The 26,620-nt window shown below is 67.5% G+C and carries 21 protein-coding genes and 1 pseudogene; 9 read left to right on the top strand and 13 right to left on the bottom strand.

Going from position 1 to position 26,620, the window contains the following annotated elements; all coding sequences use genetic code 11:
* Positions 1 to 45 precede the first annotated feature (45 nt).
* The 3 genes from ACJ7IV_RS05060 to ACJ7IV_RS05050 form a co-directional block, all read right to left on the bottom strand.
* Positions 46 to 1,452, bottom strand: a complete 1,407-nt coding sequence (locus tag ACJ7IV_RS05060) for a xanthine/uracil/vitamin C permease (RefSeq protein WP_483866054.1) — start codon at positions 1,450 to 1,452, stop codon at positions 46 to 48.
* Positions 1,453 to 1,734: 282 nt separating this feature from the next.
* Positions 1,735 to 1,980, bottom strand: coding sequence for a GlsB/YeaQ/YmgE family stress response membrane protein (locus ACJ7IV_RS05055; RefSeq protein ID WP_161432494.1), 246 nt, complete (start codon positions 1,978 to 1,980; stop codon positions 1,735 to 1,737).
* Between the two features lie 51 nt (positions 1,981 to 2,031).
* Positions 2,032 to 2,574, bottom strand: coding sequence for a DUF924 family protein (locus tag ACJ7IV_RS05050; RefSeq protein ID WP_483866053.1), 543 nt, complete (start codon positions 2,572 to 2,574; stop codon positions 2,032 to 2,034).
* Between the two features lie 82 nt (positions 2,575 to 2,656).
* On the opposite strand from ACJ7IV_RS05050, the gene ACJ7IV_RS05045 reads away from it, so the two are divergent.
* The 7 genes from ACJ7IV_RS05045 (at position 2,657) to gpgF (ending at position 10,213) form a co-directional block, all read left to right on the top strand.
* Positions 2,657 to 2,839, top strand: a complete 183-nt coding sequence (locus ACJ7IV_RS05045) for a hypothetical protein (RefSeq protein WP_483866052.1) — start codon at positions 2,657 to 2,659, stop codon at positions 2,837 to 2,839.
* A gap of 13 nt (positions 2,840 to 2,852) precedes the next feature.
* Positions 2,853 to 4,244 (top strand): YcjX family GTP-binding protein, encoded by a 1,392-nt coding sequence (locus tag ACJ7IV_RS05040; protein ID WP_483866051.1) that lies wholly within the window; start codon positions 2,853 to 2,855, stop codon positions 4,242 to 4,244.
* Complete coding sequence (locus ACJ7IV_RS05035; RefSeq protein WP_483866050.1) at positions 4,241 to 5,284, top strand: TIGR01620 family protein; 1,044 nt, start codon at positions 4,241 to 4,243, stop codon at positions 5,282 to 5,284. Before ACJ7IV_RS05040 ends, ACJ7IV_RS05035 begins: the two co-directional genes overlap by 4 nt.
* 98 nt (positions 5,285 to 5,382) lie before the next feature.
* On the top strand, positions 5,383 to 5,823 hold the full coding sequence (locus tag ACJ7IV_RS05030) for a universal stress protein (RefSeq protein ID WP_161432499.1): 441 nt from the start codon (positions 5,383 to 5,385) through the stop codon (positions 5,821 to 5,823).
* 169 nt (positions 5,824 to 5,992) lie between these two features.
* The gene (locus ACJ7IV_RS05025) at positions 5,993 to 7,933 is read left to right on the top strand and encodes an exoribonuclease II (protein ID WP_483866049.1); all 1,941 of its coding nucleotides are present in this window, start codon (positions 5,993 to 5,995) and stop codon (positions 7,931 to 7,933) included.
* 146 nt (positions 7,934 to 8,079) lie between these two features.
* Entirely contained in the window at positions 8,080 to 9,198 is a 1,119-nt protein-coding gene (gene gpgS, locus ACJ7IV_RS05020) for an N-acetylglucosaminyl phosphatidylglycerol synthase (protein WP_483866048.1), read from the top strand.
* Positions 9,191 to 10,213 carry a glucosaminyl phosphatidylglycerol flippase gene (gene gpgF, locus ACJ7IV_RS05015; RefSeq protein WP_483866047.1) on the top strand — a complete coding sequence of 341 codons (1,023 nt, stop codon included), beginning with the start codon at positions 9,191 to 9,193 and terminating at the stop codon, positions 10,211 to 10,213. Before gpgS ends, gpgF begins: the two co-directional genes overlap by 8 nt.
* 25 nt (positions 10,214 to 10,238) lie before the next feature.
* On the opposite strand, the gene ACJ7IV_RS05010 is transcribed toward gpgF, so the two are convergent.
* Together ACJ7IV_RS05010 and ACJ7IV_RS05005 are read right to left on the bottom strand one after the other, a co-directional pair.
* Positions 10,239 to 11,552: an HlyD family type I secretion periplasmic adaptor subunit gene (locus ACJ7IV_RS05010; protein WP_483866046.1), complete on the bottom strand. Its 1,314-nt coding sequence runs from the start codon at positions 11,550 to 11,552 to the stop codon at positions 10,239 to 10,241.
* Positions 11,549 to 13,252 carry a type I secretion system permease/ATPase gene (locus tag ACJ7IV_RS05005; protein WP_483866045.1) on the bottom strand — a complete coding sequence of 568 codons (1,704 nt, stop codon included), beginning with the start codon at positions 13,250 to 13,252 and terminating at the stop codon, positions 11,549 to 11,551. Before ACJ7IV_RS05005 ends, ACJ7IV_RS05010 begins: the two co-directional genes overlap by 4 nt.
* A gap of 228 nt (positions 13,253 to 13,480) precedes the next feature.
* Here ACJ7IV_RS05005 and ACJ7IV_RS05000 point away from each other — a divergent pair, with 228 nt between their 5' ends.
* Complete coding sequence (locus ACJ7IV_RS05000) at positions 13,481 to 15,349, top strand: cellulose binding domain-containing protein (RefSeq protein ID WP_483866044.1); 1,869 nt, start codon at positions 13,481 to 13,483, stop codon at positions 15,347 to 15,349.
* A gap of 75 nt (positions 15,350 to 15,424) precedes the next feature.
* On the opposite strand, the pseudogene ACJ7IV_RS04995 reads toward ACJ7IV_RS05000, so the two are convergent.
* A pseudogene (locus ACJ7IV_RS04995) lies at positions 15,425 to 15,589 on the bottom strand (succinate--CoA ligase subunit alpha); the annotation flags it as partial.
* Positions 15,590 to 15,609: 20 nt separating this feature from the next.
* Here ACJ7IV_RS04995 and ACJ7IV_RS04990 point away from each other — a divergent pair.
* Positions 15,610 to 16,347 carry a lysylphosphatidylglycerol synthase domain-containing protein gene (locus ACJ7IV_RS04990; RefSeq protein ID WP_483866043.1) on the top strand — a complete coding sequence of 246 codons (738 nt, stop codon included), beginning with the start codon at positions 15,610 to 15,612 and terminating at the stop codon, positions 16,345 to 16,347.
* A 292-nt stretch (positions 16,348 to 16,639) separates the two neighbouring features.
* Here ACJ7IV_RS04990 and ACJ7IV_RS04985 read toward each other — a convergent pair whose 3' ends face one another.
* The 7 genes from ACJ7IV_RS04985 to ACJ7IV_RS04955 all read right to left on the bottom strand — a co-directional run bounded on the left by ACJ7IV_RS04985 (position 16,640) and on the right by ACJ7IV_RS04955 (position 26,611).
* The gene (locus tag ACJ7IV_RS04985; RefSeq protein WP_483866042.1) at positions 16,640 to 17,431 is read right to left on the bottom strand and encodes a M48 family metallopeptidase; all 792 of its coding nucleotides are present in this window, start codon (positions 17,429 to 17,431) and stop codon (positions 16,640 to 16,642) included.
* A gap of 95 nt (positions 17,432 to 17,526) precedes the next feature.
* Positions 17,527 to 18,399, bottom strand: a complete 873-nt coding sequence (sucD, locus tag ACJ7IV_RS04980) for a succinate--CoA ligase subunit alpha (protein WP_161432506.1) — start codon at positions 18,397 to 18,399, stop codon at positions 17,527 to 17,529.
* Entirely contained in the window at positions 18,399 to 19,565 is a 1,167-nt protein-coding gene (gene sucC / locus ACJ7IV_RS04975; protein ID WP_483866041.1) for an ADP-forming succinate--CoA ligase subunit beta, read from the bottom strand. The genes sucD and sucC overlap by 1 nt, the downstream gene beginning before the upstream one ends.
* 137 nt (positions 19,566 to 19,702) lie before the next feature.
* On the bottom strand, positions 19,703 to 21,142 hold the full coding sequence (gene lpdA / locus ACJ7IV_RS04970; protein WP_483866040.1) for a dihydrolipoyl dehydrogenase: 1,440 nt from the start codon (positions 21,140 to 21,142) through the stop codon (positions 19,703 to 19,705).
* A gap of 63 nt (positions 21,143 to 21,205) precedes the next feature.
* Positions 21,206 to 22,765: a 2-oxoglutarate dehydrogenase complex dihydrolipoyllysine-residue succinyltransferase gene (gene odhB, locus ACJ7IV_RS04965; RefSeq protein WP_483866039.1), complete on the bottom strand. Its 1,560-nt coding sequence runs from the start codon at positions 22,763 to 22,765 to the stop codon at positions 21,206 to 21,208.
* Between the two features lie 41 nt (positions 22,766 to 22,806).
* Complete coding sequence (locus tag ACJ7IV_RS04960) at positions 22,807 to 25,641, bottom strand: 2-oxoglutarate dehydrogenase E1 component (RefSeq protein WP_483866038.1); 2,835 nt, start codon at positions 25,639 to 25,641, stop codon at positions 22,807 to 22,809.
* Positions 25,642 to 25,906: 265 nt separating this feature from the next.
* Positions 25,907 to 26,611 (bottom strand): succinate dehydrogenase iron-sulfur subunit, encoded by a 705-nt coding sequence (locus ACJ7IV_RS04955; RefSeq protein ID WP_483866037.1) that lies wholly within the window; start codon positions 26,609 to 26,611, stop codon positions 25,907 to 25,909.
* Between the last annotated feature and the right edge of the window lie 9 nt (positions 26,612 to 26,620).

Here is a 26,620-nt window from a genome sequence, read left to right as displayed (position 1 = left end):
ACGGGCCGCCCAAGGGCGGCCCGTCGTGGCGCGAACGCGGCACAATCAGCGTGTGACGGGCTCTGGCTCCTCGCTTTCCACCGCCATGTCATCCTCGACATGGATCGGCTCCTGCTCTTCGGCCTCGCGGGCGCCCCGCAGGCGGTGCTCGACCATGAAGTAGAGCACCAGCCCGACGCCCAGACCCCAGGCGGCTCCGTGGGTAGCCAGCACCACGCCCATGATCCCGGCCACGCCCATGGCGGTGGCGTTCTTGATCTGCTCGACGGCCACGGCGATGCACAGGTAGCCGGTGATCAGCAGGGTGATGGAGAGCGCGATGGGCAGCACCGGACGGAACAGGGTGATCAGCGGCAGCATGAACAGGGCCAGGAAGCCGACGATCCAGAACACCGAGGCACCACCGTAGATGGTATCCATCGCCTTGCGCCCATACCGGTAGCGCTCGGCCACGGTGGCCATGGCGCCGGTGAACAGAGGGCCGGCCAGGCCCGGATAGGGGGCCAGCAGCGAGTGCATCAGGTTGCGCAGGCCGGTGATCAGGTGGACCCGGTCCACGTTGACCTCGATCTGCTCGTCGGGGCGCAGGTGGTCGACGCGCTTGATCAGGCTCTGGCCGACGATGATGTCGCCGAAGGCGATGATATAGGCGATGATCGCGGTGGGGATCGCGGCAATCAGCAGCTCGACGCCGGGTAGCCCGACCGTGAAGGGCAGGTAGGCCCAGATGCCGCTGAAGTCGGGCACGGCCACGCCCCACTCGACGGTGGGCAGCGGATACTCGCCCATGCCCCAGCCGATGGCCATGGTCACCAGCATGCCGGGGACCATGCCGTAGGCGGCGATGTTGCGCGCCCAGCGATACTTCTCGGTGAGGTCGCGGAAGGAGAGCGAGAACAGCACGTAAAGGGTCACCAGGCCACCGATTCCCAGCGAGATCGGCGTGTTGTAGAGACGCCCCCCTTCGCTGATCTCGCCGCTGATGGCGGCGATGCCGGCGCCCAGCAGGATACCCGCCTTGATCGAGTCCGGCACGTTGTTGACCAGCTTCGAGCCGAGTCGGGTGACCGCCATGATCAGGAAGATCGCGGTCACCACCAGCTGCAGCGCGACCATGGCACGAATCGCTTCCGGGCCGGGCGTGAAGTCGCTCAGGAACAGCAGCACCACCGGAATCGCCGGGGTAATCCAGCCGGCGATAAAGGGCACGCCCAGCAGCGGCGGCAGCATGAAGCCCACCCCGCACACCACCACGTATGCCAGCGCCACCTCGTAGGGCAGCCCCAGATACTGCTCGAGCAGCGGGATCATGCCCATGGCGATGACGAACATCACCAGCGCCTGGATGGTCTCGGGAATCTCCCAGCGGAAATGGATGAAGGGCAGGCGGAGCTTGAAGGGGCCCAGCGGCCAGTAGGGGTGTTCCTCACCGTGTTCGCGTTTCAGCAGCACGTCGTATCCTCATGAATTCTGGTTATTCACCTGTAGGTCCTCTCGTCGTCGTTGTTGTTATGGTCATGGGGTTTTACGTGCATGCTGCAGCCGCGAACATTCGACTTTGGGTCAGCGCCTCACGCGGTAATGCCGCGAAGATTGTCGACAGAAAACCGTCGATCGGTGGCTTATCGCCGGATAACGACGCGTTAGACGCAGATAGGCGCCGTTTCTGTCGACAGAAACGGCGCCTATCCGCTGGGTGACGTTGACGTAAACTTTAGTCCTACTCGACCTTGGTCACCCCTTCTTCACCTTGCTGATCACCCACAGCAGGATCACCGCGCCGACCACGGCACTGAACAGCGAGCCGAGGAAGCCGCCGGTACCCATGCCGAGGATCTGCTGGAAGATGAAGCCACCGATCACCGCGCCGACCACGCCGACACCGATGTTGCCGAGGATGCCGAAGCCCCCTCCCCGCATGATATGGCCGGCTATCCAGCCGGCCAGCCCGCCGATGATCAACCAGGCGATGATTCCCATGGTGCCTCCTGTTTTCGTGGATAGGATGAAAAGCGTGACGTGGTGATGATGCTAGAAGGAAGAGCCCGGCTGCGCCAGGAACGCCAGCTCCGCTGGAGTGGAAACCCGGCCGAGGATGGTGTTGCGATGTGGATAGCGTCCGAAGCGCAGGATGATGTCGCGATGGCGATGCTCGAAACGCAGGTTTTCCTCGAGCCCCGGTTGAGCGAACAGGCGCAGCGCCTGCTCGTGGATCGCCGCCGACTCGCTGTGCATGAATGGCATGTAAAGAAAGGCCCGCCACGCCGGTGGCAATGCCGCATCGTCGCCGCGGGCCACCGCCTCCTGGGCCAGCCCCAGGGCCAGCGGGTCGGCCGCGAAGGCGTCAGGCGTGTCGCGATGGACGTTACGCGAGAACTGGTCGAGCACGACCACCTCGGCGAGGCGACCCTCCGGTGTCTCACGCCAGCCCCACAGCTCGGTGCGTCGGGCCGCCTGCAGGCAGGCACCGAATCGCTCGGCGATCTCGGCATCCAGCGCCGGGTCTCGGCGAAACCACTGGGCCGGCACGAGCTCGTCGAACCAGAAGGCCAGCACCTCCTCCGAAGTCAACATCTCTCCTCCCTGTTCGCTGCCGCTGGGCCTGCTCTCCTGATACCATCCCCGGCGTGACACCACAAGCGAGGAGCGGCAGCGCATGAACCCCGACCCCATCTGGTCGATGATCACCTACGTCTTGAATATCCTCGGCATGCTGGTCTGCCTCGGCGGCCTGACCCTGGCCCATACCACTCGCCATCTCTGGCCGGGGCGGGTGATAGCCGGCGCAGGATTCCTGCTGGCCGCCTCACCGACTCTCTACGGCCTCATCACCGGCTGACGGAGCCCACAGCATGCGCCAGCCCCTCGCCCGTGAACTCCAGGATCTGCTCGAGCGCGGCCGCGACCGTCAGCTGCGTCTGGCCGTCACCGGCCTCTCCCGCTCGGGCAAGACCGCCTTCCTTACCTCCCTGGTCAACCAGCTGCGCCATGCCGGCCTGGAGGCGCACCTGGACCTGCTGCCCGCCGCCAGGGAGGGCCGTCTGCTGGGAGCCCGTCGCGTCAACCAGCAGGACCTCGGCGTGCCGCGCTTTCCCTATGACCAGGCCATGGCGGCGCTGTCGGCAACACCGCCGCGCTGGCCGGAGCCCACCCGCGGCATCAGCGAGCTGCGCCTGGCGATCCGCTATCGCCCGGCACGGCGCGGCCTGCTCGGTGGCGATTCCCGTCAGCTGACTCTGGACCTCTTCGACTACCCGGGTGAGTGGTTGCTCGACCTGCCGCTGCTGGGGCTCGACTACCCCGGCTGGTGTGCGCGCCAGCGTGCCCTGGAGGGACGACAGCGGGCATCCCACTTCAGCGCCTGGCAGGCCGCGGCAGCTAGGCTCGACCCCGCCGCCGAGGCCGACGAGGCACAGCTGGCCGAGGTCGCCGACCACTTCGCCGCGGGGTTGCGCGGCGCCCGGGAGGCGGGCTTTGCGGACCTGCAGCCGGGCCGCTTCCTGCTGCCGGGAGACCTCTCGGGTGCGCCGGTGCTGCAGTTCTTCCCGCTGCCCGGTGTCGCCGAGGCGGATCCCGAGACGCTGGCCGCCCTGCCCGATTCGAGCAACTACGCCACCCTGGCGCGACGCTTCCGCTACTACCAGCAGCATATCGTGCGTCCCTTCTACCGCGACCACTTCCGACGCTTCGATCGCCAGATCGTGCTGGTGGACCTGCTGGGGGCGCTGAACGCCGGGCCCGAACGCTTCCAGGACCTCTCCCGGGCGCTCGCCAACCTGATGCAGAGCTTCGATTACGGTCAGCGCAGCCTGCTCTCACGGCTGTTCGCCCCGCGCATCGACCGCCTGGCCATCGCCGCCACCAAGGCCGACCATGTGACCCCCGAGCAGCACCCCCGCCTGGTGGCACTGCTCGAGGCGATGCTCGCCGAGCCGCTCAAGGACCTGCGCTATGCCGATGTCCCGGTGCGCGCCCTGTCGCTGGCGGCGATCCGTTCAAGCGAATCACGCGAGGTCGAGACCCAGGGGCGGCGCATGCCGGCACTGCGCGGCACCGGCCTCGATGGCGAGCCGCTGCTGATGTATCCCGGCGAGGTGCCGGAACGGCTCCCCGACGACGCCTTCTGGGCCCGCCAGGGCTTCGACTTCCCTGCCTTCCGCCCGCTCCCCCTGGAGAGCGGGGCCCTGCCCCATATCCGCATGGATGCCGCCCTCGACTGGCTGATCGGAGACAAGCTGACGTGAGCACGCCCCGCGACCCCCGCCCCGGTCGGCACTTCCCCCCCGAGGAGCCGGCCCCGGCCTCCACGGCAGCCGACCCGCGCCCACCCCGGACCTTCGCTCCCGACCTGCCGAGCCAGGCGCTGACACCGAGCGAGGAGCCGGCCGAGCCAGCGCTTGCAGCCAGCCTGGGGCGGCCACGCCGACGCCGCTGGGGACTGCTCATGCTGCTGGGCGGCAGCCTCGGGCTGGGCGCGGTCGAGGCCGGTACCACCCTCTACGCCGCCGGCCTGGGCGGTGACTGGCTGGCCGGCGCCTGGAGCCTGCTGCTGCTGCTCGCCCTGGCACTGGGCGGAGGCGCCCTCGGCCGCGAGCTGTGGCGCCTGCGCCGGCTGCGTCGCCACGATCGGCTGCGCGAGCGACTGGGCGATCTCTCCGCGGCCTCCCGCCGCGAGGCCGATGCCACCGCCGAGACCCTGCGTCGTGCCCTGGACCTGGAGACCGACCACCCTCACTGGCAGGCCTTCCTGGCCGCGAGACAGCCTCATCACGGCGGAGCCGAGCTCCATACCCTGCTCGACCATCACCTGCTGGCCCCCAGAGATCGAGCGGCTCGCCGCCTGGTATCGCGGATGTCCGGCGAGACCGCGGTGATGGTGGCGGTGAGCCCGCTTACCCTGGTCGACATGGCGCTGGTGGCCTGGCGCAGCCTGGCCATGGTCGACCGCCTGTGCCGGCTCTATGGCCTGGAACTGGGTTATGCGGCGCGGCTGCGCCTGCTGCGCGAGGTGCTTCGCCAGATGGCCTTCGCCGGGGCCACCGAGATGGCCGGCGACGCCGGCATGGAGATGCTCTCGATGAACCTCGCCGGACGCCTCTCCACCCGGGCCGCCCAGGGCCTGGGTATCGGCCTGACCAGCGCCCGGCTGGGGCTGCGCACCCAGCGCCTGACGCGCCCGCTGCCCTTCCGCGCGAACCAGTCCCCGCGCCTGGCCGACCTGCGCCGGGAGTTGTGGCAGCAGCTGCGTCGGCTTGAGGCGGACGGCGAACGCCAGCAGCCGTGATGCAGGTCAAGGTTGCGCCTGCCGGGCGGCATGGCAGATGACCCCGGCGGGGAAAACCGCTAGGCTCGAGATAGCCCCCACCGACAAGGAGTCTCTCCATGTATACCTCCATCCTGGTTCCCGTCGACGGCTCCGAGCACGCCCAGAAGGCCCTCGCCGTGGCCTGCCAGCTGGCCCGCCAGGAGGGTAGCCTCCTGCACCTGCTGCATATCCCCGAGGAGCTCTCCCACGAGACCACCCTGGTATGGGGCATCGGCGCCATCGCCATCGAGGCCTCCCGCGAGGAGCGTGAGGAAGCCGGCAAGCAGGTGATCAGCCGCGCCGCCGAGGCGGCCCGCGAGCAGGGCGCAACCAAGATCGAGACGGTGATCGCCCAGGGCGACCCGGCACGCGCCATCCTCAGCGAATCGCGCAAGCGCGGCGTCGATGCCATCGTCATGGGCAGCCGCGGCCTCAGCGACCTCAAGGGCTTCGTGGTCGGCAGCGTCTCTCACAAGGTGGCACACACCGCCGAGTGCACGGTGATCACGGTACGCTGATCCCGCTTTCCCGGGTCACTTGCGACGGCGCCGACAGGCGCCGTCATGCGTTCCGCAGCCCTGGCCTCGCGCCAAGCCACTGATTCGCGGTATCCCCCGACGCCAGGTTTGGCGCGGCGCACGGGAATCCGTATAGTGGCCAGCCTACCCCCGCCACACGTTCGTGATCATGCTGCAGAACAACGCCCTGCTTGCCCAACTCAAGCAACAGATTCGCTCCACCACCCCTCGTGTCGAGGGCGTGATCAAGGCCACCGAGAAGGGCTTCGGCTTCCTCGAGACCGACGAGGGCGACTCCTACTTCGTGCCGCCCCCCGCCATGAAGCAGGTACTGCACGGCGATCGCGTCGCGGCGGTGCTGCATGAGGAGGGCGACAAGAAGAGTGTCGAGCCCGACACCCTGATCGAACAGGGCCTCGACCGCTTCATCGCCCGGGTCCAGAAGCGCGAGGGCCGTCTGGCCGTGGTGCCGGACCACCCCTCGATCAAGAATGTCCTCAAGGCACGCATCAAGCGCAGCCTCGATGAAGCCACCATCGGCGACGCCGACTGGGTCGTCGCCCGCCTGGTGCGCCACCCCCTCAAGGCCGACGATCGTGGCTTCTTCACCCAGATCGACGAGCTGGTGGCCAAGGCCGACGACCCGGCGGTGCCGTGGCGGGTGACCCTGGCCCGCCACGCGCTGGAGCAGGAGTGCCCGGATGCCGGCGACGACTGGCCGCTGCGCGATGAGGGCCTGGTGCGTGAAGATCTGAATGCCGAGCCCTTCTTCACCATCGACGGCGAGAAGACCCGCGACATGGACGATGCCCTGCGCATCGTGCCCCGCACGGATGGCGGCTGGGACCTCAGCGTGGCCATCGCCGACCCCACCGCCTATGTCGAGGAGGGCCACGCCGCCGACCTCGAGGCCCGCACCCGCGCCTTCACCGTCTACCTGCCGGGGCAGAACGTCACCATGCTGCCCGAGCAGCTGGCCGACGACCTCTGCTCGCTGTGGGAGGGCAAGGAGCGTCCGGTGCTGGCCTGCACGCTGACCGTGCATGCCGATGGCAGCCTGGGCGACTATCGCTTCTTCGCCGCCACCGCCACCTCCCACGCCAAGCTGGTCTACGACCACGTCTCCGACTGGCTCGAGGGCCAGGGCGAGTGGGCGCCGGCGGCGGAGATCGGCGAGCAGCTCAAGGCACTGCGCGACCTCACCGAGGCCCGTGCCGCCTGGCGCGCCGAGCATGCCCTGGTATTCAAGGACCGTCCCGACTTCGTCTTCGACCTGGATGCGGCCGGCAACGTGCTGGATATTCGCACCGAGGAGCGGCGCATCGCCAACCGCATGATCGAGGAGTCGATGATCGCCGCCAATGCCTGCTGCGCCCACCTGCTCGCCGAGCACGTCGGCCACGGCATCTTCAACGTGCACCGCGCCTTCGAGGACGACAAGGCCGAGGCCGCCCAGGAGTTCCTGGCCAGCCAGGAGATCGAGGTGGAGCGCGAGGCGCTCACCGAGCTCCCCCGCTACAAGGAGCTCAAGCGCGAGCTCGAGGGGCGCGACGATGCCTGGCTCGACGCCCGCCTGCGTCGCTTCCAGGGCTTCACCAGCATGTCGGCCAAGCCCGGCCCGCACTTCGGCCTAGGGCTTCCGGCCTACGCCACCTGGACCTCGCCGATCCGCAAGTATGGCGACATGGTCAACCATCGCCTGATCAAGCGGGTCCTCAAGGGCGAGCAGGCCCCGGCCGAGGCGAGCCTGGCACTCACCGAGCAGCTCACCGAGCGTCGCCGCCTCAACCGCATGGCCGAGCGCGACGTCAAGGACTGGCTCTACGTGCGCTACCTGAGCCCCGCGGCCGAGGCCCAGGAAACCTTCGACGCCGAGGTCATCCAGATCAACCGTGGCGGCATGCGCGTGCGCCTTACCGCCAACGGCGCCACCGCCTTCGTGCCGGCGCCGATGATGCACAGCGAGCGCAACAAGGTGGCCATCGACGACAAGGAGGGACGTATCCAGGTGGAGAGCGAAGAGCGCTACAAGCTGGGCGACCACCTGCGCGTGGCGCTGGTCGAGGCCCGCGAGGAGACCCGCTCCCTGGTGGCCCGCCCGGCCGACTGAGCCGCGCATCCCAGCCATTGGTAATGAGCGACACCACGGCGGCCCGAGGGCCGCCGTGTTGCGTTATGGCCGGACACCCCCCGCTGTCTTCGAAGTGTCGCATACAGGCCCTAGCCTGACGGTTCGACCCACCGTCAGGAGGCCAAGTGCACCTCGTCGACATCACCATGTTCCACGCCCCTGCCAGCGGCGGCGTTCGCACCTACCTGCAGGCCAAGCATCGCCTCCTGGCCCGCCACCCCGATCTGCGCACCAGCCTGCTGGTACCCGGCGCGGAGCGCGGTTCGCTGGGCGGAGTGCACACCCTCCCCGCCCCGCGCCTGCCGCTGGGCCAGGGCTATCGCTTTCCGCTGCGCCGCGCGCCCTGGCGGGAGGCCCTGATCGACATGGCGCCGGACCTCATCGAGGCCGGCGACCCCTACGTGACCGCCTGGGCAGCCGTGGAGGCGGGCCAGCACCTGGGAGTGCCCACGGTCGGCTTCTTCCACTCCGATCTGCCGCGGCTGATGGGAGATCGCTTCGGCGGTGGCGTCCGACGACGCCTGGAGCGCTATGTGGGGGAGCTATATGGCCACTTCGACAGCGTCCTGGCGCCGTGCACCGCCATGGCCGAACGCCTGGCCGACTGGGGCGTGAGCAAGCTGCGGGTCCAGCCCCTGGGAGTCGACCTGGAGACCTTCCACCCCCGCCATCGCGATCCTGAACTGCGCCGACGCCTGGGGCTCGGCGATCACCAGCATCTGCTGGTCTTCGCCGGGCGCCATTCACCGGAGAAGCACGTCGATGTACTGCTGGCGACGATGGGGCGGCTGGGAGCCGACTACCACCTGCTGCTGATGGGCCCGGGGATGCCCGGTCGGGTCCCCGCCAATGTCAGCGTGGTGCCTCGCTACTGCCCACCAGGAGAGGTCGCCACGGCCCTGGCCAGCGCCGATGCCATGCTGCACGCCGGCACCCGCGAGACCTTCGGCCTGGTGGCCCAGGAGGCCATGGCCAGCGGGCTACCGGTCGTGGCGGCACACGCCGGTGCCCTCAAGGAGTATGTGCCGTTGGGCGCCGGTATCCTCTGCGGCCCCCGTGATCCCGACGACATGGCGCGGGCGACCCGCGAGCTGTTCCTCAACGACCCACAGGCCATGGGACGCCACGCCCGGCGTCACGTGGAACGCCACTTCGACTGGGAACGGGTCATCGATGACCTGCTGGGCCACTATCGGCAGCTGTGTCACGGCAACCAGGGCCAGGCGACCTCCCGGAATGGCTGATCCTCGCCGCCATCTGCCACGCTGGCGGCCATGGCACGGCGTGCTGATCCTGATGGCGCTGCTGGCCCCACTGGGGGTGACCGCCTGGCTGGGCGGTGCCGATGCCCTGGCGGCGGCCAGGGACTTCCCACCGGCCATACTCGCCCTGATGCTGCTGATCGCATTCCTGTGCTGGAACCTCAACGCTGCCCGGCTGCGCCTGATGCTGGACGGCCGCGCGGGCCGGCTCGGACAGCGCGGCGCCCTGGGCATCGAGCTAGCCTCCAAGTTCGCCCTGTGCGCCACCCCGGGAGGCGGCGGAGGCCCCGCCACCCTGCTGGTGCTGCTCTCCCGGCGCGGCCTTCCGGCCTCACGCGGAGCCGCCGTCTTCCTGCTCGACCAGGGCTGTGACCTGCTGTTCTTCCTATGCATGCTCTCGGCAGTGGTGGCCTACTCTCTGCTGGGTGAACCCCACTGGCCCTACCCCTCGCTGATCCAGCTGGCCCTGATCGCACTCGCCCTGGTGATGCTTGGCGGCGGCCTGGCGATCGGCTGCCTGCCACGCCTGCTGCGCCGCCCCTCAGCACCGCTGGCACGCTGGCTGAGCGGCTACCGTCGCCGTTGGCTGGCCCGCCGCCTGCTCAGGTGTCGGCAGTCGCTCAGGACGACCCTGGGGCTGCCTACCACGACGCTGTTAGCGGTGCTGATGCTCACGGCGGCGCATTGGCTGCTGCGCTACAGCCTGCTCTACCTGGCGGTGCTGGGTGCCGGAGGCGACATCGACTGGCTGTGGACCTTTCTGACCCAGATGCTGGCCATGGCCGCGAGCCAGTTCAGCTTCCTGCCCGGCGGTGCGGGAGCGGCCGAGCTGGGCGTCGGCGGGCTGCTGCTGCCGGTGGTCGGTCGCGAACAGGCCGCTACAGCGGTGCTGGTGTGGCGCCTCGCCTCCTACCACCTCTACCTGGCCGCCGGCGCGCCGCTGTTCCTTCTGCTGGCCTGTCGTCTTGCACGGTCGCGTCTCCCCGGCCGGTCCTGAGGGGCTGCCTGTCGGGACGGGGCCCTCAGTCGGCACGCAGGGCGCGTGCGAGCATGTCCTCCAGTGGCCTGAGCAGGTAACTGGCCAGTGTCCGCTCGCCAGCCTGCAACCTTACCTCCGACGGCATCCCGGCCCGCAGCGGCATGCGCTCGGGGTCCGCCTGGGCCGCGAGCCGGACCCGTATCCGGTAGAAGGGGCGCCCCGAGGCCTCGTTCCGCTCGCTGTCGGCGGAGACGCGTTCGACCCGTCCCTCGAGGCTGCGGGTACGTCGCTGATGGTAGACCGTGAGGCGAATCTCGGCGGCCTGCCCGACGGCAACCCGGTCGATGTCGTGATCGGCCACCCGCGCCTCGACCACCAGGGGGTCCGAATCGGGCACCAGTTCCAGCACTTGGGCCCCGGGCTCGATGACCGCACCCGGCGCATGCACGGCGAGGCCAACCACGCTTCCGGAGACCGGTGCCACGATCGTCGCCCGCCGCCGCTGCTCCTCGAGCCGAGCCAGACGCTCCTCGGCATCGGCGACCCGCCGGCGCACCGCGTGCAGCGCCTCGCCGACCTCCTCCCGGAAGGTCTCGTCATGCCGCGCCCTCTCCCGGTCATTCGCCGTGATGCGCGAGGCGAGTCGGAGGCGCTCGAGGCGATACCCCTCGATTCGCCCTTCCTCCTCCAGCACCTCTCGCTCCAGCTCATTGAGCCGTCGTCGATCCCCCAGCCCATCGCGGTAGAGGGAGCCTAGGGCCTCGACCTCCTCACGCAAGTTGTCGAGCCGTCGTGAGGCGATAGCCGCTTGGGTCGAGACGCCCGCGATGCGCTCCCGCAGGCGGTTGTTCTGTCGTACCAGGGCCTCCCGCTCTTTCGCCCGGGAGTGACGCCGAAGCTGCTGGAGCCCGCGTTGCAGCGCCATAATCCGGCTGGCCTCCGGATCCCCGGCGTCGGCCAGCGCCGACGGAAAGGGCGGGTTCGCCTCGCCCTCCTGTTCGGCCACCAGGCGCGCCTCTTCGGCCAGGGCCAGTCGATGGCGAGTGCGGGCGGTCTCCAGCCGCCGCTCGAGCAGGTCGGTCTCCAATACAACCAGAGGCTCGTCCTTGGCAACACGTGCGCCCTCCGATACGACGATACGCTCCACAACGCCCCCGACGGGATGCTTCACGACCTTGTTGGAAGAGGCGGCCACCAGATGGCCCGGGGCGATGACCGCTACCGCCAGCGGGGCCGTGGCCGCCCAGCCGCCGACGCCCCCCAGGCAGACCAGCAGCACGAGCAGGCCGAGACGTCGCGGCCAGCGGTCATCCACCGGCGGCGAGGTCTCGCCGCGAGGGTCACGGTGGTGCCTCATGGATCGCCCCTCCCGGAAGTTCGCCACTGCTCTCCGGCCAGACGTGCCAGAACGCGTTCCCGGGGACCATGGAGGGCGACGCGGCCACCTTCCAGCACCAGCAGCCTATCCACTCGTCGCAGGATCCCCATCCGATGGCTACTCACCACCACGCTGACGCCCTCCTTCCGGAGCCGCTGAAGGGCCTGCGAGAGCGCCCGCTCCCCCTCTAGGTCCAGGTTGGCATTGGGCTCATCGAGCACCACCAGCGCCGGGTCGCCGTGCAGTGCCCGGGCCAGTCCAAGGCGCTGACGCTGGCCGGTGGAGAGCACACTGCCTGCCGCCGAGATCCGGGTGTCGTAACCGTCAGGCAGGCTCAGCACCGTCTCATGCAGGCCAGCGTGCCTGGCCGCCGCGATCACCCGCTCGGCGCTGACCTCCCCGAAGCGGGCGATGTTCTCGGCGACAGTGCCCTCGAAAAGCTCGATGTCCTGGGGCAGGTAGCCGATGTCTGGACCGAGCGCCTCCCGGTCCCAGCGGGCGATGTCGGCACCGTCCAGACGCACGATGCCCACCTGGGCGGGCCAGATGCCGAGCAGGACACGCAAGAGGCTCGACTTGCCCGAGGCGCTAGGGCCGATCACGCCGAGCTGCTCGCCTGGTTCGACCGTGAGGCTCACGCTCCGCAGGACCGGCTCCCGGCCGCCCGGTGGCGACGCCGTGACGCCCTCGGCGACAAGGCGGCCGGCCGGTCTGGGCAGGGCCATCCGCTCCCCTGGCGGCTCGCTACCGGCCAGCAGCCGCTGGAGGCGGTGGTAGGCCGACCTTGCACCCACCAGGTCACGCCAGTGGGAGGCCATCAGGTCCACGGGTGCCAGGGCTCGCCCCATCAGGATGGACGCCGCGATCATCATGCCGGGAGTGATCTGCTCCTCGATCACCAGCAGGGCCCCGACGCCCAAGATCAGGGACTGGAAGAGCAGCCGCAGCACACGAGTCAGGACCGAGAGGAGCCCGGCCCGGTCACTGGCGCGCGACTGGAACGCCAGCCAGCGCCGCTGATCGTGCCGCCAGCGGCCACCAAGGGCGGGGCCCATCCCCATGCCCTTGAGCACCTCGGAATGACGCAGGTGGGTCTCCACCCTGCCCCGCGCCCTGGCCTGCTCGTCGCCGGCCGCCTGGAGCAGACCGCGCGTGATACGTTCGGCGATCACCAGCAAGAACAGCAGCACGCCCCCAGAAAACATGGCGAAGGCACCGAGCCAGGGGTGAAACAGGAACAGCAGCATCAGGTAGAGGGGCACCCAGAGCGCATCGAACAGCGCGATCAGGCCGCCACCGGCCAGCGCCTGGCGCAGAGCGGCGAGATCATCGAGCGGCCAGGCGCTGGGAGCACCCTGCCACGGGGCATGCGCCACCAGAGTCCGGTGCAGCCCCTCATCCAGCCGGGTCTCGAGACGGTTGCCAACCCGGATCAGCACCCGAGCCCTCACGCCCTCCAGCAGGCCCATCACCACGAACAGGAAGAGCACCGCCAGGGTCAGCAGCAGCAGCGTCTCGCGACTGCCTGTGGTGATGACGCGATCGTAGACCTGCAGCATGTAGAGGGCCGGGGTCAGCATCAGCAGGTTTATCACCAAGCTGAATCCCCCCGCCCACAGCAGGGAGGAGCGACAGGCGTACAGGGCTCCTGGCAGGCTGAATGACGCCGTCTCTTTCATGTCTTCCCGAAAATGGGCTAGCCATTAATACTTGGATTTCGATGCCAACATTTCTACATTATTGGGGTATATCACGGCAACCTATCGTGACATAAATCGCCATTTCTCATGGATTAACTGTTACTAATTAGTGACATAGGCACGCGATAATAATCACCCTTATCCCTATATTGAAGGCATCTTTGCCACACCAATCGTCTCAATATTGCGACAAAATAGGAGCCCCCCATGGCCGACATCCACGATATCTCCACTGGCACCTCGGCCGAGGAGATCAACGACTTGATCCGGGATGCCGCCCCGGGATCGACCCTGAGATTTTCTGCCGGCAACCACCGCCTCGACGATGCGCTGACGGTAGAGCGCTCCGACATCGCATTGGTGGGTGCCGGTTCCGGCGACACCACCCTGACCTTCACTGACCTCGCCCTGGAGAAGAACGATGACCACGCCATCCACCTGGATGGTGTGCGCACCCGCTTCCAGGGCCGCCTAGAGACGGACCTCCAAGAAGGGGGGCGCCGGCTGTCGCTGGACCGCGACCACGGCCTGGCACCGGGTGATACCGTGAGGCTCTGGCAGGACAACGACGACGCCTTCTTCGATGCCATCGGCGACACCTCATGGCGGCGGGTAGAATACGCCGAGCTGCGCACCAGCATGGCCAGGGTAGAAGCGGTTGAGAGCGGTGAGGTCGTGCTGGACCGCGGGGTGCACTTCGACCTCGAGGCCGGCGACACCCGGCTGGCCCGCCTGGATAGCGTCGATGACGTCAGGCTGGAAGGCTTCAGCGTCGCCTTCGAGCTCGGCGAACCTGACCCCGGCACCTTCGAGAACACCAGGGAAGCCCTGGAGGGCTACCAGGCCGTGCTGATGGAGGGAACCGTAGGCACGCGGCTGGACGATATCGAAGTGATCAACGGTCCGTCCACTGCCTTTCGCTTCTCCAAGACCCTGGATCCGCAGGCCGACGGGATCACCGCTCGGGGCGCCTTCAACAAGGGCAGCGGCGGCAACGGCTATGCCTACGAGATGCACGAGAGCTACGACGGCACGCTAACCGGTCTCGAGGACACCGGTATGCGTCACGGCCTCACCTTCGCCTCATGGCGCTCCTCCGTGGGCAACGACATCGAGGTGGCCTTCACCGATCGCGACATCAACTTCCACGGCGGCCAGGACCACGACAACCGCGTACGGGTCGAGCAGTCCATCCGCGACCCCGAGGCCGACGACCTCTCCCCCTCCTTGTGGCTCAACCAGGGGGGCGAGAGCTTCGGCGCCATCACCGACTCCGAGGCCAACGAAGTGCTCTTTGACTACCTGGTCGGCTCCCGTCGCTCGGACGAGGTGGAAGGGTCCGACGCCGGCGTCTACCTGAATGGCGGCCTGGGACACGACAGCCTTAGCGGTGGCGCCGGCAATGACATCCTGCAGGGAGGACCAGGCGATGACTGGTTCGACGGCACCGACCATCTGGATGGCGGCACAGGGATCGATACCGCCCGCTATACCGGGGACTACGGCGATCACGAGGTGCTCATGGGCGAGGAGGAGACCCTGATCCTCGGCCGCGGCAGCCAGGACACCCTGGTCGACATGGAGTTCGCGACCTTCGGGGACGGCACCACCCTGCACCTCGCCTCGGGCAACGCCTTCCACGGTGAACCACTCGAGCGCCCCGAACCGGAAGCAGTGCTGCAGGGCCAGCGCCAGCTGCCGGGGATCATCGAGGACGACACCGACCTGCTGGTCACGGGCAACATCACCAGCAGCTGGTCCTCTGGCTATGTGGCTGAGCTCTTCGTTCAGAACCTCTCCACCGAGGAGGTCGTCGACCCACGGGTGCGCTTCGATCTGCCCGCCGACATCGACACGTTGTGGAACGGTAACGTCGAAGATACCGATGGCGGTTATCTCGTGGGCGACGATACCCCGGCCACCCTCGAGCCCGGTGAGGCCTGGCGCTTCGCCTTCAAGGCCTACGGGGATGACCAGTCACTCCCGGACACCCTAAAGGCCGAGGCCGAGGGCAACCGCCTGCAGGTCCAGGTGCTGGGCCTCGGCGATGATCAGATCGAGGAGGTGGTCGGCTGAGCCGCGGTGACGCGGCCCTGCACGAGAAAGGGCGCCCGAAGGCGCCCTTTCGACATCGCCGAAGGCGTGCTCGGCTTACCAGCCGGTCACTTCCTTCAGGGCGCTGCCGATCTCGGCCAGGGAGCGCACGGTCTTGACGCCCGCAGCCTCCAGGGCGGCGAACTTGTCGTCCGCGGTGCCCTTGCCACCGGCGATGTAGGAGACCACCGGCTTGGAGACGTTGGCCTTGATGTAGGCGGCCATGGCACGGGCTGACGATCGTGCTGACGCTGCTGGCCCCTCTGCTGGCCCCTCTGCTGGCCCCTCTGCTGGTCACCGCCTGGCTGGGCGGTGCTGAGTCCCTGGCGGCGGTCAGGCAGTTCCCGACAGGGGTCATGGGCCTGATGGTGCTGGTGGCCTTCACCTGCTGGAACCTCAACGCCGCGCGATTGCGCCTGATGCTCGCCGGCCGGGCCGGGTGGCTCGGCCAGCGTGGCGCGCTCGGCATCGAGCTGGCGTCCAAGTTCGCTCTGTGCGCCACGCCGGGCAGCGGCGGACCGGCCACCCTGCTGGTGCTGCTGGCCCGGCGCGGCTTGCCGCCCTCCAGGGGCGCCGCGGCCTTCCTGCTCGACCAGGGCTGCGACCGGCTGTTCTTCCTGTGCATGCTGACGGCAGTGGTGGCCTACTCCCTGCTGGGTGAGCCACGCTGGCCCTACCCATCGCTGATCCAGATGGCCCTGATCGCTCTGGCTCTGGTGACGCTTGGCGGCAGCCTGGCGATAGGCTGTCTGCCACGCCTGCTGCGCCGCCCCGCAGCATCGCTGGCACGCTGGCTGAGCGGCTACCGTCGCCGTTGGCTGGCCCGCCGCCTGCTCAGGTGTCGGCAGTCGCTCAGGACGGCCCTAGGGCTACCCATCACGACGCTGTTGGCGGTGCTGATGCTCACGGCGGGGCATTGGCTGCTGCGCTACAGCCTGCTCTACCTGGCGGTGCTGGGTGCCGGAGGCAACATCGACTAGCTGTGGACCTTCCTGACCCAGATGCTGGCCATGGCCGCGAGCCAGTTCAGCTTCCTGGCCGGCGGCGCGGGAGCGGCCGAGCTGGGCGCCGGCGGGCTGCTGCTGCCGCGGTGCTGGTATGGCGCCTGGTCTCCTACCATCTCTATCTGGCTGCCGGTGCCCCCTTCTTCCTGGTCCAGACCGCCCGCTGGCTGGTGCGTTCGCCGGCTGGCTGATTGCCTCCCTCCCAGGAGAGCGCTCTAAGGTGCCATCGCAATGAAAACGGCGCATGGTCCACCGGCCGCCCGCCTCCTCAGCCGCAGCGGGCGGGGTCGGCATTGCGGTAGCGCGCCAGGGCCGCGTCCATGGCGGCCTCGAGGCCCTGGATGCGGGAGTCATGGGCCGGGTGAGTGGAGAGGAACTCCGGCGGCTGGCCACCGCCGGCAGCGGCCATGTTGCGCCACAGCGCGGTGCTCTCGCGGGGATCGAAGCCCGCTTCGGCCATGATGGCGAGCCCCATGGCATCGGCCTCCTCCTCGTGGGCGCGGCTGAACGGCAAGGCGATGCCCAGGTGGGCACCCAGGCCCAGCGCCCGCATCAGGGGTTCGCCGGCCAGGTCGCCCTCGCTGAACAGTCCCACCACCAGCAGCACCGCGCGAATGCCGAGCTGCTGGGTGAGACGCTCGTTGCCGTGCTCGGCCAGCACATGGGCCACCTCGTGGCCGAGAACTGCCGCCAGCTGGGCGGGGGACTCGGCGACCCGCAGCAGCCCGGTATGCACGCCGATCCGCCCGCCGGGCAGGGCGAAGGCGTTGGGGCTGGGATCCTCGAACAGCACCACCTCCCAGGCATCGGGCAGGGTGACACCGGGATAGACGGCGCCCGCGGCGGCCGCCACCTCGCGGGTGACGCACTGCACCAGGGCATTGGCCGGCGTGCCGGTCACCTCGGGGCGCCGGCGGCGCATCTCCGCGAAGCTCTGCTCGCCCATCTGGGCCAGCATGCCCTCGGGCACCAGCGCCAGGCGCGAGCGCCCGGTGGGGGCCTCGCTGCAGCCGGCGAGCAGCAGCGCACCAGCCACCAGTATCCAGACGAACCGCGTCATTCCCCTCTCCCCTCCCTGGCGTCCTGTCGCCCTGGCATGATACGAGAAAGGGCGCCCGAAGGCGCCCTTTCAACATCGCTGGAGGAGCTCTCGGCTTACCAGCCGGTCACTTCCTTCAGGGCGCTGCCGATCTCGGCCAGGGAGCGCACGGTCTTGACGCCGGCCTCCTCGAGGGCGGCAAACTTGTCGTCTGCGGTGCCCTTGCCGCCGGCGATGATCGCACCGGCGTGGCCCATGCGCTTGCCCGCCGGAGCGGTGACGCCGGCGATGTAGGAAACCACCGGCTTGGAGACATTGGCCTTGATGTAGGCCGCCGCCTCTTCCTCGGCGGTACCGCCGATCTCGCCGATCATCACGATCGCCTCGGTGGCCGGGTCCTTCTCGAACATCTCGAGGATGTCGATGAAGTTGGAGCCCGGGATCGGGTCACCGCCGATGCCCACACAGGTGGACTGGCCGAAGCCGTGATCGGTGGTCTGCTTGACCGCCTCATAGGTCAGGGTGCCGGAACGCGACACGATACCGACCTTGCCGGGCTTGTGGATGTGGCCCGGCATGATGCCGATCTTGGTCTCGCCGGGGGTGATCACGCCCGGACAGTTGGGGCCGATCAGGCGCACGCCCAGCTCGTCACACTTGACCTTCACGTCGAGCATGTCGAGGGTCGGGATGCCCTCGGTGATGCAGACGATCAGCTTGATGCCGGCGTTGGCGGCCTCGAGGATGGAGTCCTTGCAGAACGGGGCCGGGACGTAGATCACGCTGGCCTCGGCGCCGGTCTTCTCCACGGCTTCCTTGACGGTGTTGAACACCGGCAGGCCGAGGTGCTCCTGGCCGCCCTTGCCCGGGGTCACGCCGCCGACCATCTGGGTGCCGTAGGCGATCGCCTGTTCGGAGTGGAAGGTCCCCTGGCCGCCAGTGAAGCCCTGGCAGATGACCTTGGTGTTCTTGTCGATCAGGATGCTCATTACTTGCCCTCCGCTGCCTTGACTACCTGTTGAGCCGCATCGGTGAGGCTCTCGGCAGCGATGATGTTGAGTCCGCTGGATGCCAGCTTCTCGGCGCCCAGCTCGGCGTTGGTGCCTTCCAGGCGCACCACGACCGGCACGTTGACACCGACCTGCTCGACGGCACCGATGATGCCCTCGGCGATCATGTCGCAGCGCACGATACCGCCGAAGATGTTGACCAGCACGGCCTTGACGTTGTCGTCGGAGAGGATCAGCTTGAAGGCCTCGGCCACGCGCTCCTTGGTGGCGCCGCCGCCGACGTCAAGGAAGTTGGCCGGCTTGCCGCCATGCAGGTTGACGATGTCCATGGTGCCCATGGCCAGGCCGGCGCCGTTGACCATGCAGCCGATGTTGCCGTCCAGGGCCACGTAGTTGAGTTCCCACGCCGCCGCCTCGGCCTCGCGCTCGTCCTCCTGGGAGGGGTCGCGCATCGCCTGCAGGTCCGGGTGACGATAGAGGGCGTTACCGTCCAGGTTGATCTTGGCGTCGAGGCAGTGGAGGTTGCCTTCGTCGGTGATCACCAGCGGGTTGATCTCGAGCAGCGCCAGATCCTTGTCGTGGAACAGCTTGGAGAGGCCCAGGAAGATCTTGGTGAACTGCTTGATCTGGTCGCCCTTGAGGCCCAGGGCAAAGGCCAGCTCGCGCGCCTGGTAGGGCTGCGCGCCCACCAGCGGATCGATCTCGGCCTTGAGGATCTTCTCGGGAGTCTCCTCGGCAACCTTCTCGATCTCGACGCCGCCTTCGGTGGAGGCCATGAAGACCACGCGGCGCGTGCCACGGTCGACCACGGCACCCAGGTAGAGCTCATTGGCAATGTCGGTGCAGGTCTCGACCAGGATCTTGGAAACCGGCTGGCCGTTGGCGTCGGTCTGGAAGGTCACCAGGTTCTTGCCCAGCCATTGCTCGGCGAAGGCCTTGGCTTCGTCCGGGCTCTTGATCAGCTTGACGCCGCCCGCCTTGCCGCGACCGCCGGCGTGGACCTGGGCCTTGACCACCCACATGTCGCCGCCGATCTTCTTGCAGGCTTCCGCGGCTTCCTCGGGGGTGTCCACGGCGAAGCCCTTGGACACCGGCAGACCATAGTCGGCAAACAGCTGTTTGCTCTGATACTCGTGAAGGTTCATCGATTCATGCCATTGGTTGCATGTGACTCGAACGGCGACCCTGCTCGACCTCGGTGGTCTGACTCATGGGGCGCCACCGTCCCCTCCGATGCATGGCCGGAAGGGGCACGCCGCCCGATGGGCGGCGCTTGTTGTCCTTACTTCTTCTTCTTGCGATTGGCCATGTGGATGGCATGGCCTTCCACGGCCAGCGCCGCCTCATGCACCGCCTCCGACATGGTCGGGTGGGCATAGCAGGTCAGCGCCAGATCCTCGGCACTGGAGCCGAACTCCAGGGCGATGACACCCTGGGCGATCATCTCGCCGGCGTGCTGGCCGACGATATGCATGCCCAGCACACGATCGGTCTCGGCGTCGGCGATGATCTTGGCCTGGCCCTCGGTGGCGTTGTTGGCCATGGCACGACCGCTGGCCGCGAACGGGAAGGAGCCGGTCTTGACCTCGATGCCCTTGGCCTTGGCATCCTGTTCGGTCATGCCCACCCAGGCCACCTCGGGGAAGGTGTAGATCACGTTGGGGATGGCGTCGTAGTTCATCTCCGCCTTGTGGCCGGCGATGATGTCGGCGACCATCACGCCCTCTTCCGAGGCCTTGTGGGCCAGCATCGGACCGCGCACGCAGTCGCCGATGGCGTAGACGCTCGGCACGCTGGTACGGCACTGGTCGTCGACCTGGATGAAGCCGCGCTCGTCGGTCTCCACGCCCACGCCGTCGGCGACCACACCCTGGGTGTAGGGCTTGCGACCGACACAGACGATCAGCTTGTCGAAGGTCATCTCCTGGTCGTTGTCACCATCGCTGTACTTGACGATGACCTCGCCGTCCTTGACCTCGGAGCCGGTGACGCGAGCGCCCAGCTTGATGTCCAGACCCTGCTTCTTGAGCAGTTTCTGGGTCTCCTTGGCGATGGCGCCGTCCACCATCGGCAGGAAGCTGTCCATGGCCTCGAGCACGGTGACCTCGGAACCCAGGCGGTTCCAGACGCTGCCCAGCTCCAGGCCGATCACGCCGGCGCCGATCACGCCCAGGCGCTTGGGCGTCTCGGTGAATTCCAGGGCACCGGTGGAATCGACGATGATGTCGTCGGTGAGCGGGGTCGGCGGGATCTCCACCGGCACGGAGCCGGCGGCGATAATGATGTTGTCCGCTTCAAGGGTGGTGGCCTTGCCGTCCTGGTCGGTGACCTCGACCTGCTTGCTGCCGGTCACCTTGCCGGTGCCCTCGATGCCGGTGACGCCATTGGCCTTGAACAGGCCGGCGATGCCACCGGTGAGGTTCTTCACGATCTTGTCCTTGCGGGCGATCATCTTCTTGACGTCCATCTGGACGTCGCCGGCCTGGATGCCCATGTCATCGAAGTCATGCTTGGCCTCGACGAACTTGTGGGAAGCCTCGAGCAGTGCCTTGGAGGGGATGCAGCCTACGTTCAGGCAGGTACCGCCGAAGACCACCTTGCCTTCCTTGCCGATCCACTTCTCGACACAGGCGGTCTTGAGACCCATCTGGGCGGCACGAATGGCGGCCACGTAGCCGCCCGGGCCCGCACCGATCACGATCACATCATACTTGTCGGCCATGTTGACTCCTGTTGCATGTCTTGGGTTCAGGCGCCGCCGGGATCAGCCGGCGGCTCGTGCCGCTCAGATGTCCAGTAGCAGGCGCGCCGGATCTTCCAGAAGCTCCTTGATGGTAACCAGGAACTGCACCGCGTCCTTGCCATCGATCATGCGGTGGTCATAGGAGACCGCCAGGTACATCATCGGGCGAATCTCGACCTTGCCGTTCACCGCCATGGGACGCTCCTGGATCTTGTGCATGCCCAGGATGGCGGTCTGCGGCGGGTTGATGATCGGCGTGGACATCAATGAACCGAAGATGCCGCCGTTGGTGATGGTGAAGGTGCCGCCCTGCATCTCGTCGATGCCGAGCTTGCCGTCACGGGCCCGCTTGCCGAAATCGACGATGCCCTTCTCGACGTCGGCGATCTTCATGCTGTCGGTGTCGCGCAGCACAGGTACCACCAGGCCGCGGTCGGTGGAGACCGCCACGCCGATATCCTGATAGCCGTGATAGACGATGTCGGTGCCGTCGATGGAGGCGTTGACGTCCGGGAAGCGCTTGAGCGCCTCACTGGCCGCCTTGACGAAGAAGCCCATGAAACCGAGCTTGACGTCGTGGGTCTTGACGAAGGTGTCCTTGTACTGGGCGCGCAGGTCCATGACGGCGCCCATGTCCACCTCGTTGTAGGTGGTCAGCATGGCGGCGGTCTGCTGGGCCTGGACCAGGCGCTTGGCGATGGTCTGGCGCAGGCGGCTCATCGGCACGCGCTTCTCGGGGCGCTCGCCCTCGACGGCGGGAGCCGCGGCGGCGGCCTTGGCGGCACCACCACCGGAAGCCTTGGCGGACTTGCTGGCCGAGCCCTCCTTCACGGCGCGCTGCACGTCCTCCTTGAGGATGCGCCCGCCCTTGCCGGTGCCCTCGATCTTGCTGACATCGAGGTCGTGCTCGGCGACCAGCTTGCGCGCGGCCGGCGCGAGGATCTTGTCGCCCACCTTCTCGTCGCTGGCGCCGTCATCGGCGGAGGCCGCCGGTTCGGCGTCGGCGGCGGTACCGGCCTCGCCGCCGGCACCCTCGGCAAAGATCGCCAGCACCTGCTCGGAGGTGACCTGGCTGCCTTCCTCGGCCTTGATCTCGGTGAGCGCACCGTCGGCGGGGGCGACCACCTCGAGAACCACCTTGTCGGTCTCGATCTCGGCCAGCACCTCATCGCGCTTGACCGCCTCGCCGACCTGCTTGTTCCAGCTGGCTACGGTGCCTTCCTGAATGGATTCGGGGAAGGTCGGCGCCTTGACCTCATGCTGCTGGCCGCCACTCGCGGCGGGCTTCTCGGCCTTGGCATCGTCCTGCTTGGCGGACTTGGCATCGGCCTTGTTGGCCGCCGGCTTGTCGCCGCCCCCGGCCTTGCCTTCGCCGATCCGTCCCAGCACCTGCTCGGACTCCACGGTGTCGCCCTCTTCCACCAGCACCTCGTTGAGGGTGCCGGCCTCGGGGGCCACGACCTCGAGCACCACCTTGTCGGTCTCGATCTCGACGATCAGCTCGTCACGCTCGACGCTGTCGCCGGGCTTCTTGTGCCAGGCCGCTACGCTGCCCTCGGCGACGGATTCCGGAAAGGTGGGTGCCTTGATATCGGTAGCCATGTCGTATCCCTTGTCTGTTCTCTCTCGTCCCGGTGGGCGCCTTACAGATTGAAGGCGTCTTCCACCAGCTGGCGCTGCTGTTCGGTATGCACGGACATGTAGCCCGCCGCGGGTGCCGCCGATGCCGGGCGACCGGCAAACTTGAGCTTGCCTCCCAGGCCGTCCTTGAGCATGTCAGCCACGGCACGCATGTGGTGCTGGCTCGGATACCAGGCGCCCTGGTTGAGCGGCTCCTCCTGGCACCAGACGATATCGGTGACGTTGGTGTAGTCCTGGATCGCCTCGAAGAGCTCCTCCTTGGGGAAGGGGTAGAGCTGCTCGACGCGCAGGATGGCCACGTCGTCCCGGGCGTTCTCCTCGCGCCAGGCCGCCAGATCGTAGTAGACCTTGCCGGCACACAGGATGATGCGCTCCACCTTGGCCGTCTCGAGGTTGGCCTGGTCGGACAGCACCATCTCGAAGCGGCCCTCGGCCAGCTGGTCGAGGCTGGAGGTGGCGTCCTTGTGGCGCAGCAGGCTCTTGGGAGACATCACCACCAGCGGCTTGCGCACCTTGCGGATCACCTGGCGACGCAACAGATGGAAGATCTGCGCCGGGGTGGTGGGCACGCAGACCTGCATGTTGTGCTCGGCGCACATCTGCAGGAAGCGCTCCAGGCGCGCGGAGGAGTGCTCCGGGCCCTGCCCCTCGTAGCCGTGGGGCAGCAGCATGGTCAGGCCACACAGCCGGCCCCACTTGGTCTCACCAGAGGAGATGAACTGGTCGACCACCACCTGGGCGCCGTTGAAGAAGTCGCCAAACTGCGCCTCCCAGATGACCAGGTCATTGGGTGCGGTCGTGGCGTAGCCATACTCGAAGCCGAGCACCGCCTCCTCGGAGAGGAAGGAGTCGTGGATGGTAAAGCGTGGCTGACCATCGGCCATGTGCTGCAGGGGCACGTAGGCGCTGCCGTCCTTCTGGTTGTGCACCACCGCATGGCGGTGGGAGAAGGTGCCACGACCGACGTCCTGACCGGTGATGCGTACCGGATGCCCCTCGTCGAGCAGGGTGGCATAGGCCAGGGTCTCGGCGAAGCCCCAGTTGAGCGCCCGACCGCCGGCCTGCATCTTGCGGCGATCCTCGTAGATCTTGGCCACCTGACGCTGGACCTCGACCCCGTCGGGGATCTCGCACATCTTCGCCGCCAGGCGCTGCAGCTTCTTCATCGGCACCGAGGTGTCGGCGTGGCCGGTCCACTCGTGTCCCAGGTAGGGCTTCCAGTCGACGAACAGTGAGGTGTTGGGCTCCTGGACCAGGGCATTGGCTACATGGTTGCCGGCCATCAGGTCCTCGCGATAGGTCTCGATCATCGCCTTGGCCTCGTCCTCGCTGAGCACGCCTTGCTCAACCAGACGCTGCGCGTAGACGGCCCGCGAGGAGGGGTGATCCTTGATCTTGCGGTACATCATCGGCTGGGTGCCGCTGGGCTCGTCGGCCTCGTTGTGACCGCGGCGGCGGTAGCAGACCAGGTCGATCACCACGTCCTTCTTGAACTGCTGGCGGTAGTCGAGCGCCACCTGGGTAGCGTGCAGCACCGCGTCCGGATCGTCGCCGTTGACGTGGAAGATTGGCGCCTGGACCATCTTGGCGATATCGGTGCAGTACTCGGTGGAGCGCGAGTCCTCGGGATGCGAGGTGGTGAAACCGACCTGGTTGTTGATGACGATGTGCAGCGTGCCGCCGGTCTTGTAGGCACGGGTCTGGGACATCTGGAATGTCTCCATGACCACGCCCTGACCGGCGAAGGCGGCGTCGCCGTGCACGTTGATCGGCAGTACCTTGGTGCCATCGCTGTCGTCACGGCGATCCTGGCGGGCACGCACCGACCCCTCGACCACGGGGGAGACGATCTCCAGATGGGAGGGGTTGAAGGCCAGCGCCAGGTGTACCTCGCCACCCGGCGTCATCACGTTGGAGCTGAAGCCCTGGTGGTACTTGACGTCACCGGAGCCACGCTCGATCACCTTCTTGCCGTCGAACTCGTCGATCAGGTCGCCGGGGTTCTTGCCAAGGATGTTGACCAGCAGGTTGAGGCGCCCGCGGTGGGCCATGCCGATCACCACTTCCTTGACCCCGTAGCCGCCACCGCGCTGGATCAGCTCATCCATCATCGGAATGAAGGACTCACCCCCCTCCAGGCCGAAGCGCTTGGTGCCGGGATACTTGGAGGCCAGGTAGTTCTCCAGCCCCTCGGCGGCGGTCAGTCGCTCAAGCACATGCTGGCGCACCTCGTTGCTGAACTTGGGCGCGCTGCGCACCGACTCGAAGCGCTGCTGCAGCCAGCGCTTCTCCTCAGTATCGACGATATGCATGATCTCGCAACCGATGGAGCGGCAGTAAGTCTGCTCCAGGGCGTCGACGATCTCCTTGAGCGGCGCCTTGTCCATGCCCAGGAAGAAGGAACCGGTCTGGAACTCGGTATCGAGGTCACTCTTCGAGAGCTGATGGAAGGAGAGGTCGAGGTCGGGAATCGGCAGCTGGCTGCGCAGCCCCAGCGGATCGATGTTGGCCTTCTGGTGACCGCGGAAGCGGTAGGCGTTGATCAGCTGCAGCACCCTGACCTGCTTGCGATTCTCCTCGCCATCGGCTGCGGCGGGAGCCAGTGCCGTTCGGCGCTGCTTGGCGAGCTGGTGGAACTGTTCGCGGACCGGGGCCAGGGGAACATCGTGGGAGGGGCCGTCGTCGGGGCGCGGCAGCTGGTCAAAATACTGGCGCCACTCGTCGGGAACGGCGGAGGGGTCATCGAGGTACTGCTCGTAGAGCGCTTCCACGTAATGGACGTTGCTGCCACTGACGTGTGAGGAGCGCCACATCAACTCCATTATGCCTTGTTGCATCTCTCGGTCACCCTGCACTGATGGGGTGTGATCGCCGTCACCGCGACGCGGCCACGACATCGGTGGTGCCCTGCCGGCTGGGCCCTATGCATTTCCGGCGCTTCCGGCCGTCGCTGGCAGGAAAGCTTGAATTCCATGGTCAGAAGCCGGCACCCAGGGCACCGGCTTCCAACGCTATGTCCCGACCGCCCGCGACCCAAGGTCGCAGGCGATGAGCTGCGGCATATGATAACAAGCCGCGGGACACGATTTAAGTGCCATCGGCTCAGGTGCCGTCGGCCAGCAGCATCTCACGGATCTTGCCGATCGCGCGGGTGGGGTTGAGCCCCTTGGGACACACCGCCACGCAGTTCATGATGCCGCGGCAGCGGAACACGCTGAACGGATCCTCCAGCTCGGAGAGACGATCGCGGGTGGCGGTATCGCGGGAGTCCACCAGGAAGCGGTAGGACTGCAGCAGCCCCGCGGGCCCCACGAACTTGTCCGGGTTCCACCAGAACGACGGGCAGGAGGTGGAGCAGCAGGCGCACAGGATGCACTCGTAGAGGCCGTCGAGCTTGTCGCGATCCTCCGGCGACTGCAGGCGCTCGATGGCCGGCGCCGGCTCATCGTTCTGCAGGTAGGGCTGGATGCGCTCGTACTGCTGGTAGAACAGCCCCATGTCGACGACCAGGTCGCGGATCACCGGCAGGCCCGGCAGCGGGCGCAGCACCAGCTTGTTGCCCTTGACCACCTCGGAGAGCGGGGTAATGCAGGCCAGGCCGTTCTTGCCGTTCATGTTCATGCCGTCGGAGCCGCACACGCCCTCGCGGCAGCTGCGACGATAGGCCAGGCCGTTATCCTGCTCCTTCATCATGTGGAGGACGTCGAGAACCATGACGTCGCGGCCCTGGGTGTCGACCTGGAACTCCTGCATGTAGGGCGCGGAGTCGGTCTCCGGATTGTAGCGGTAGATGGATACCTGAAGCATCGTGGCTCA

Source organism: Halomonas sp. C10-5, assembly GCF_057169305.1.
This window is presented reverse-complemented; position numbering and strand designations above follow the sequence as displayed.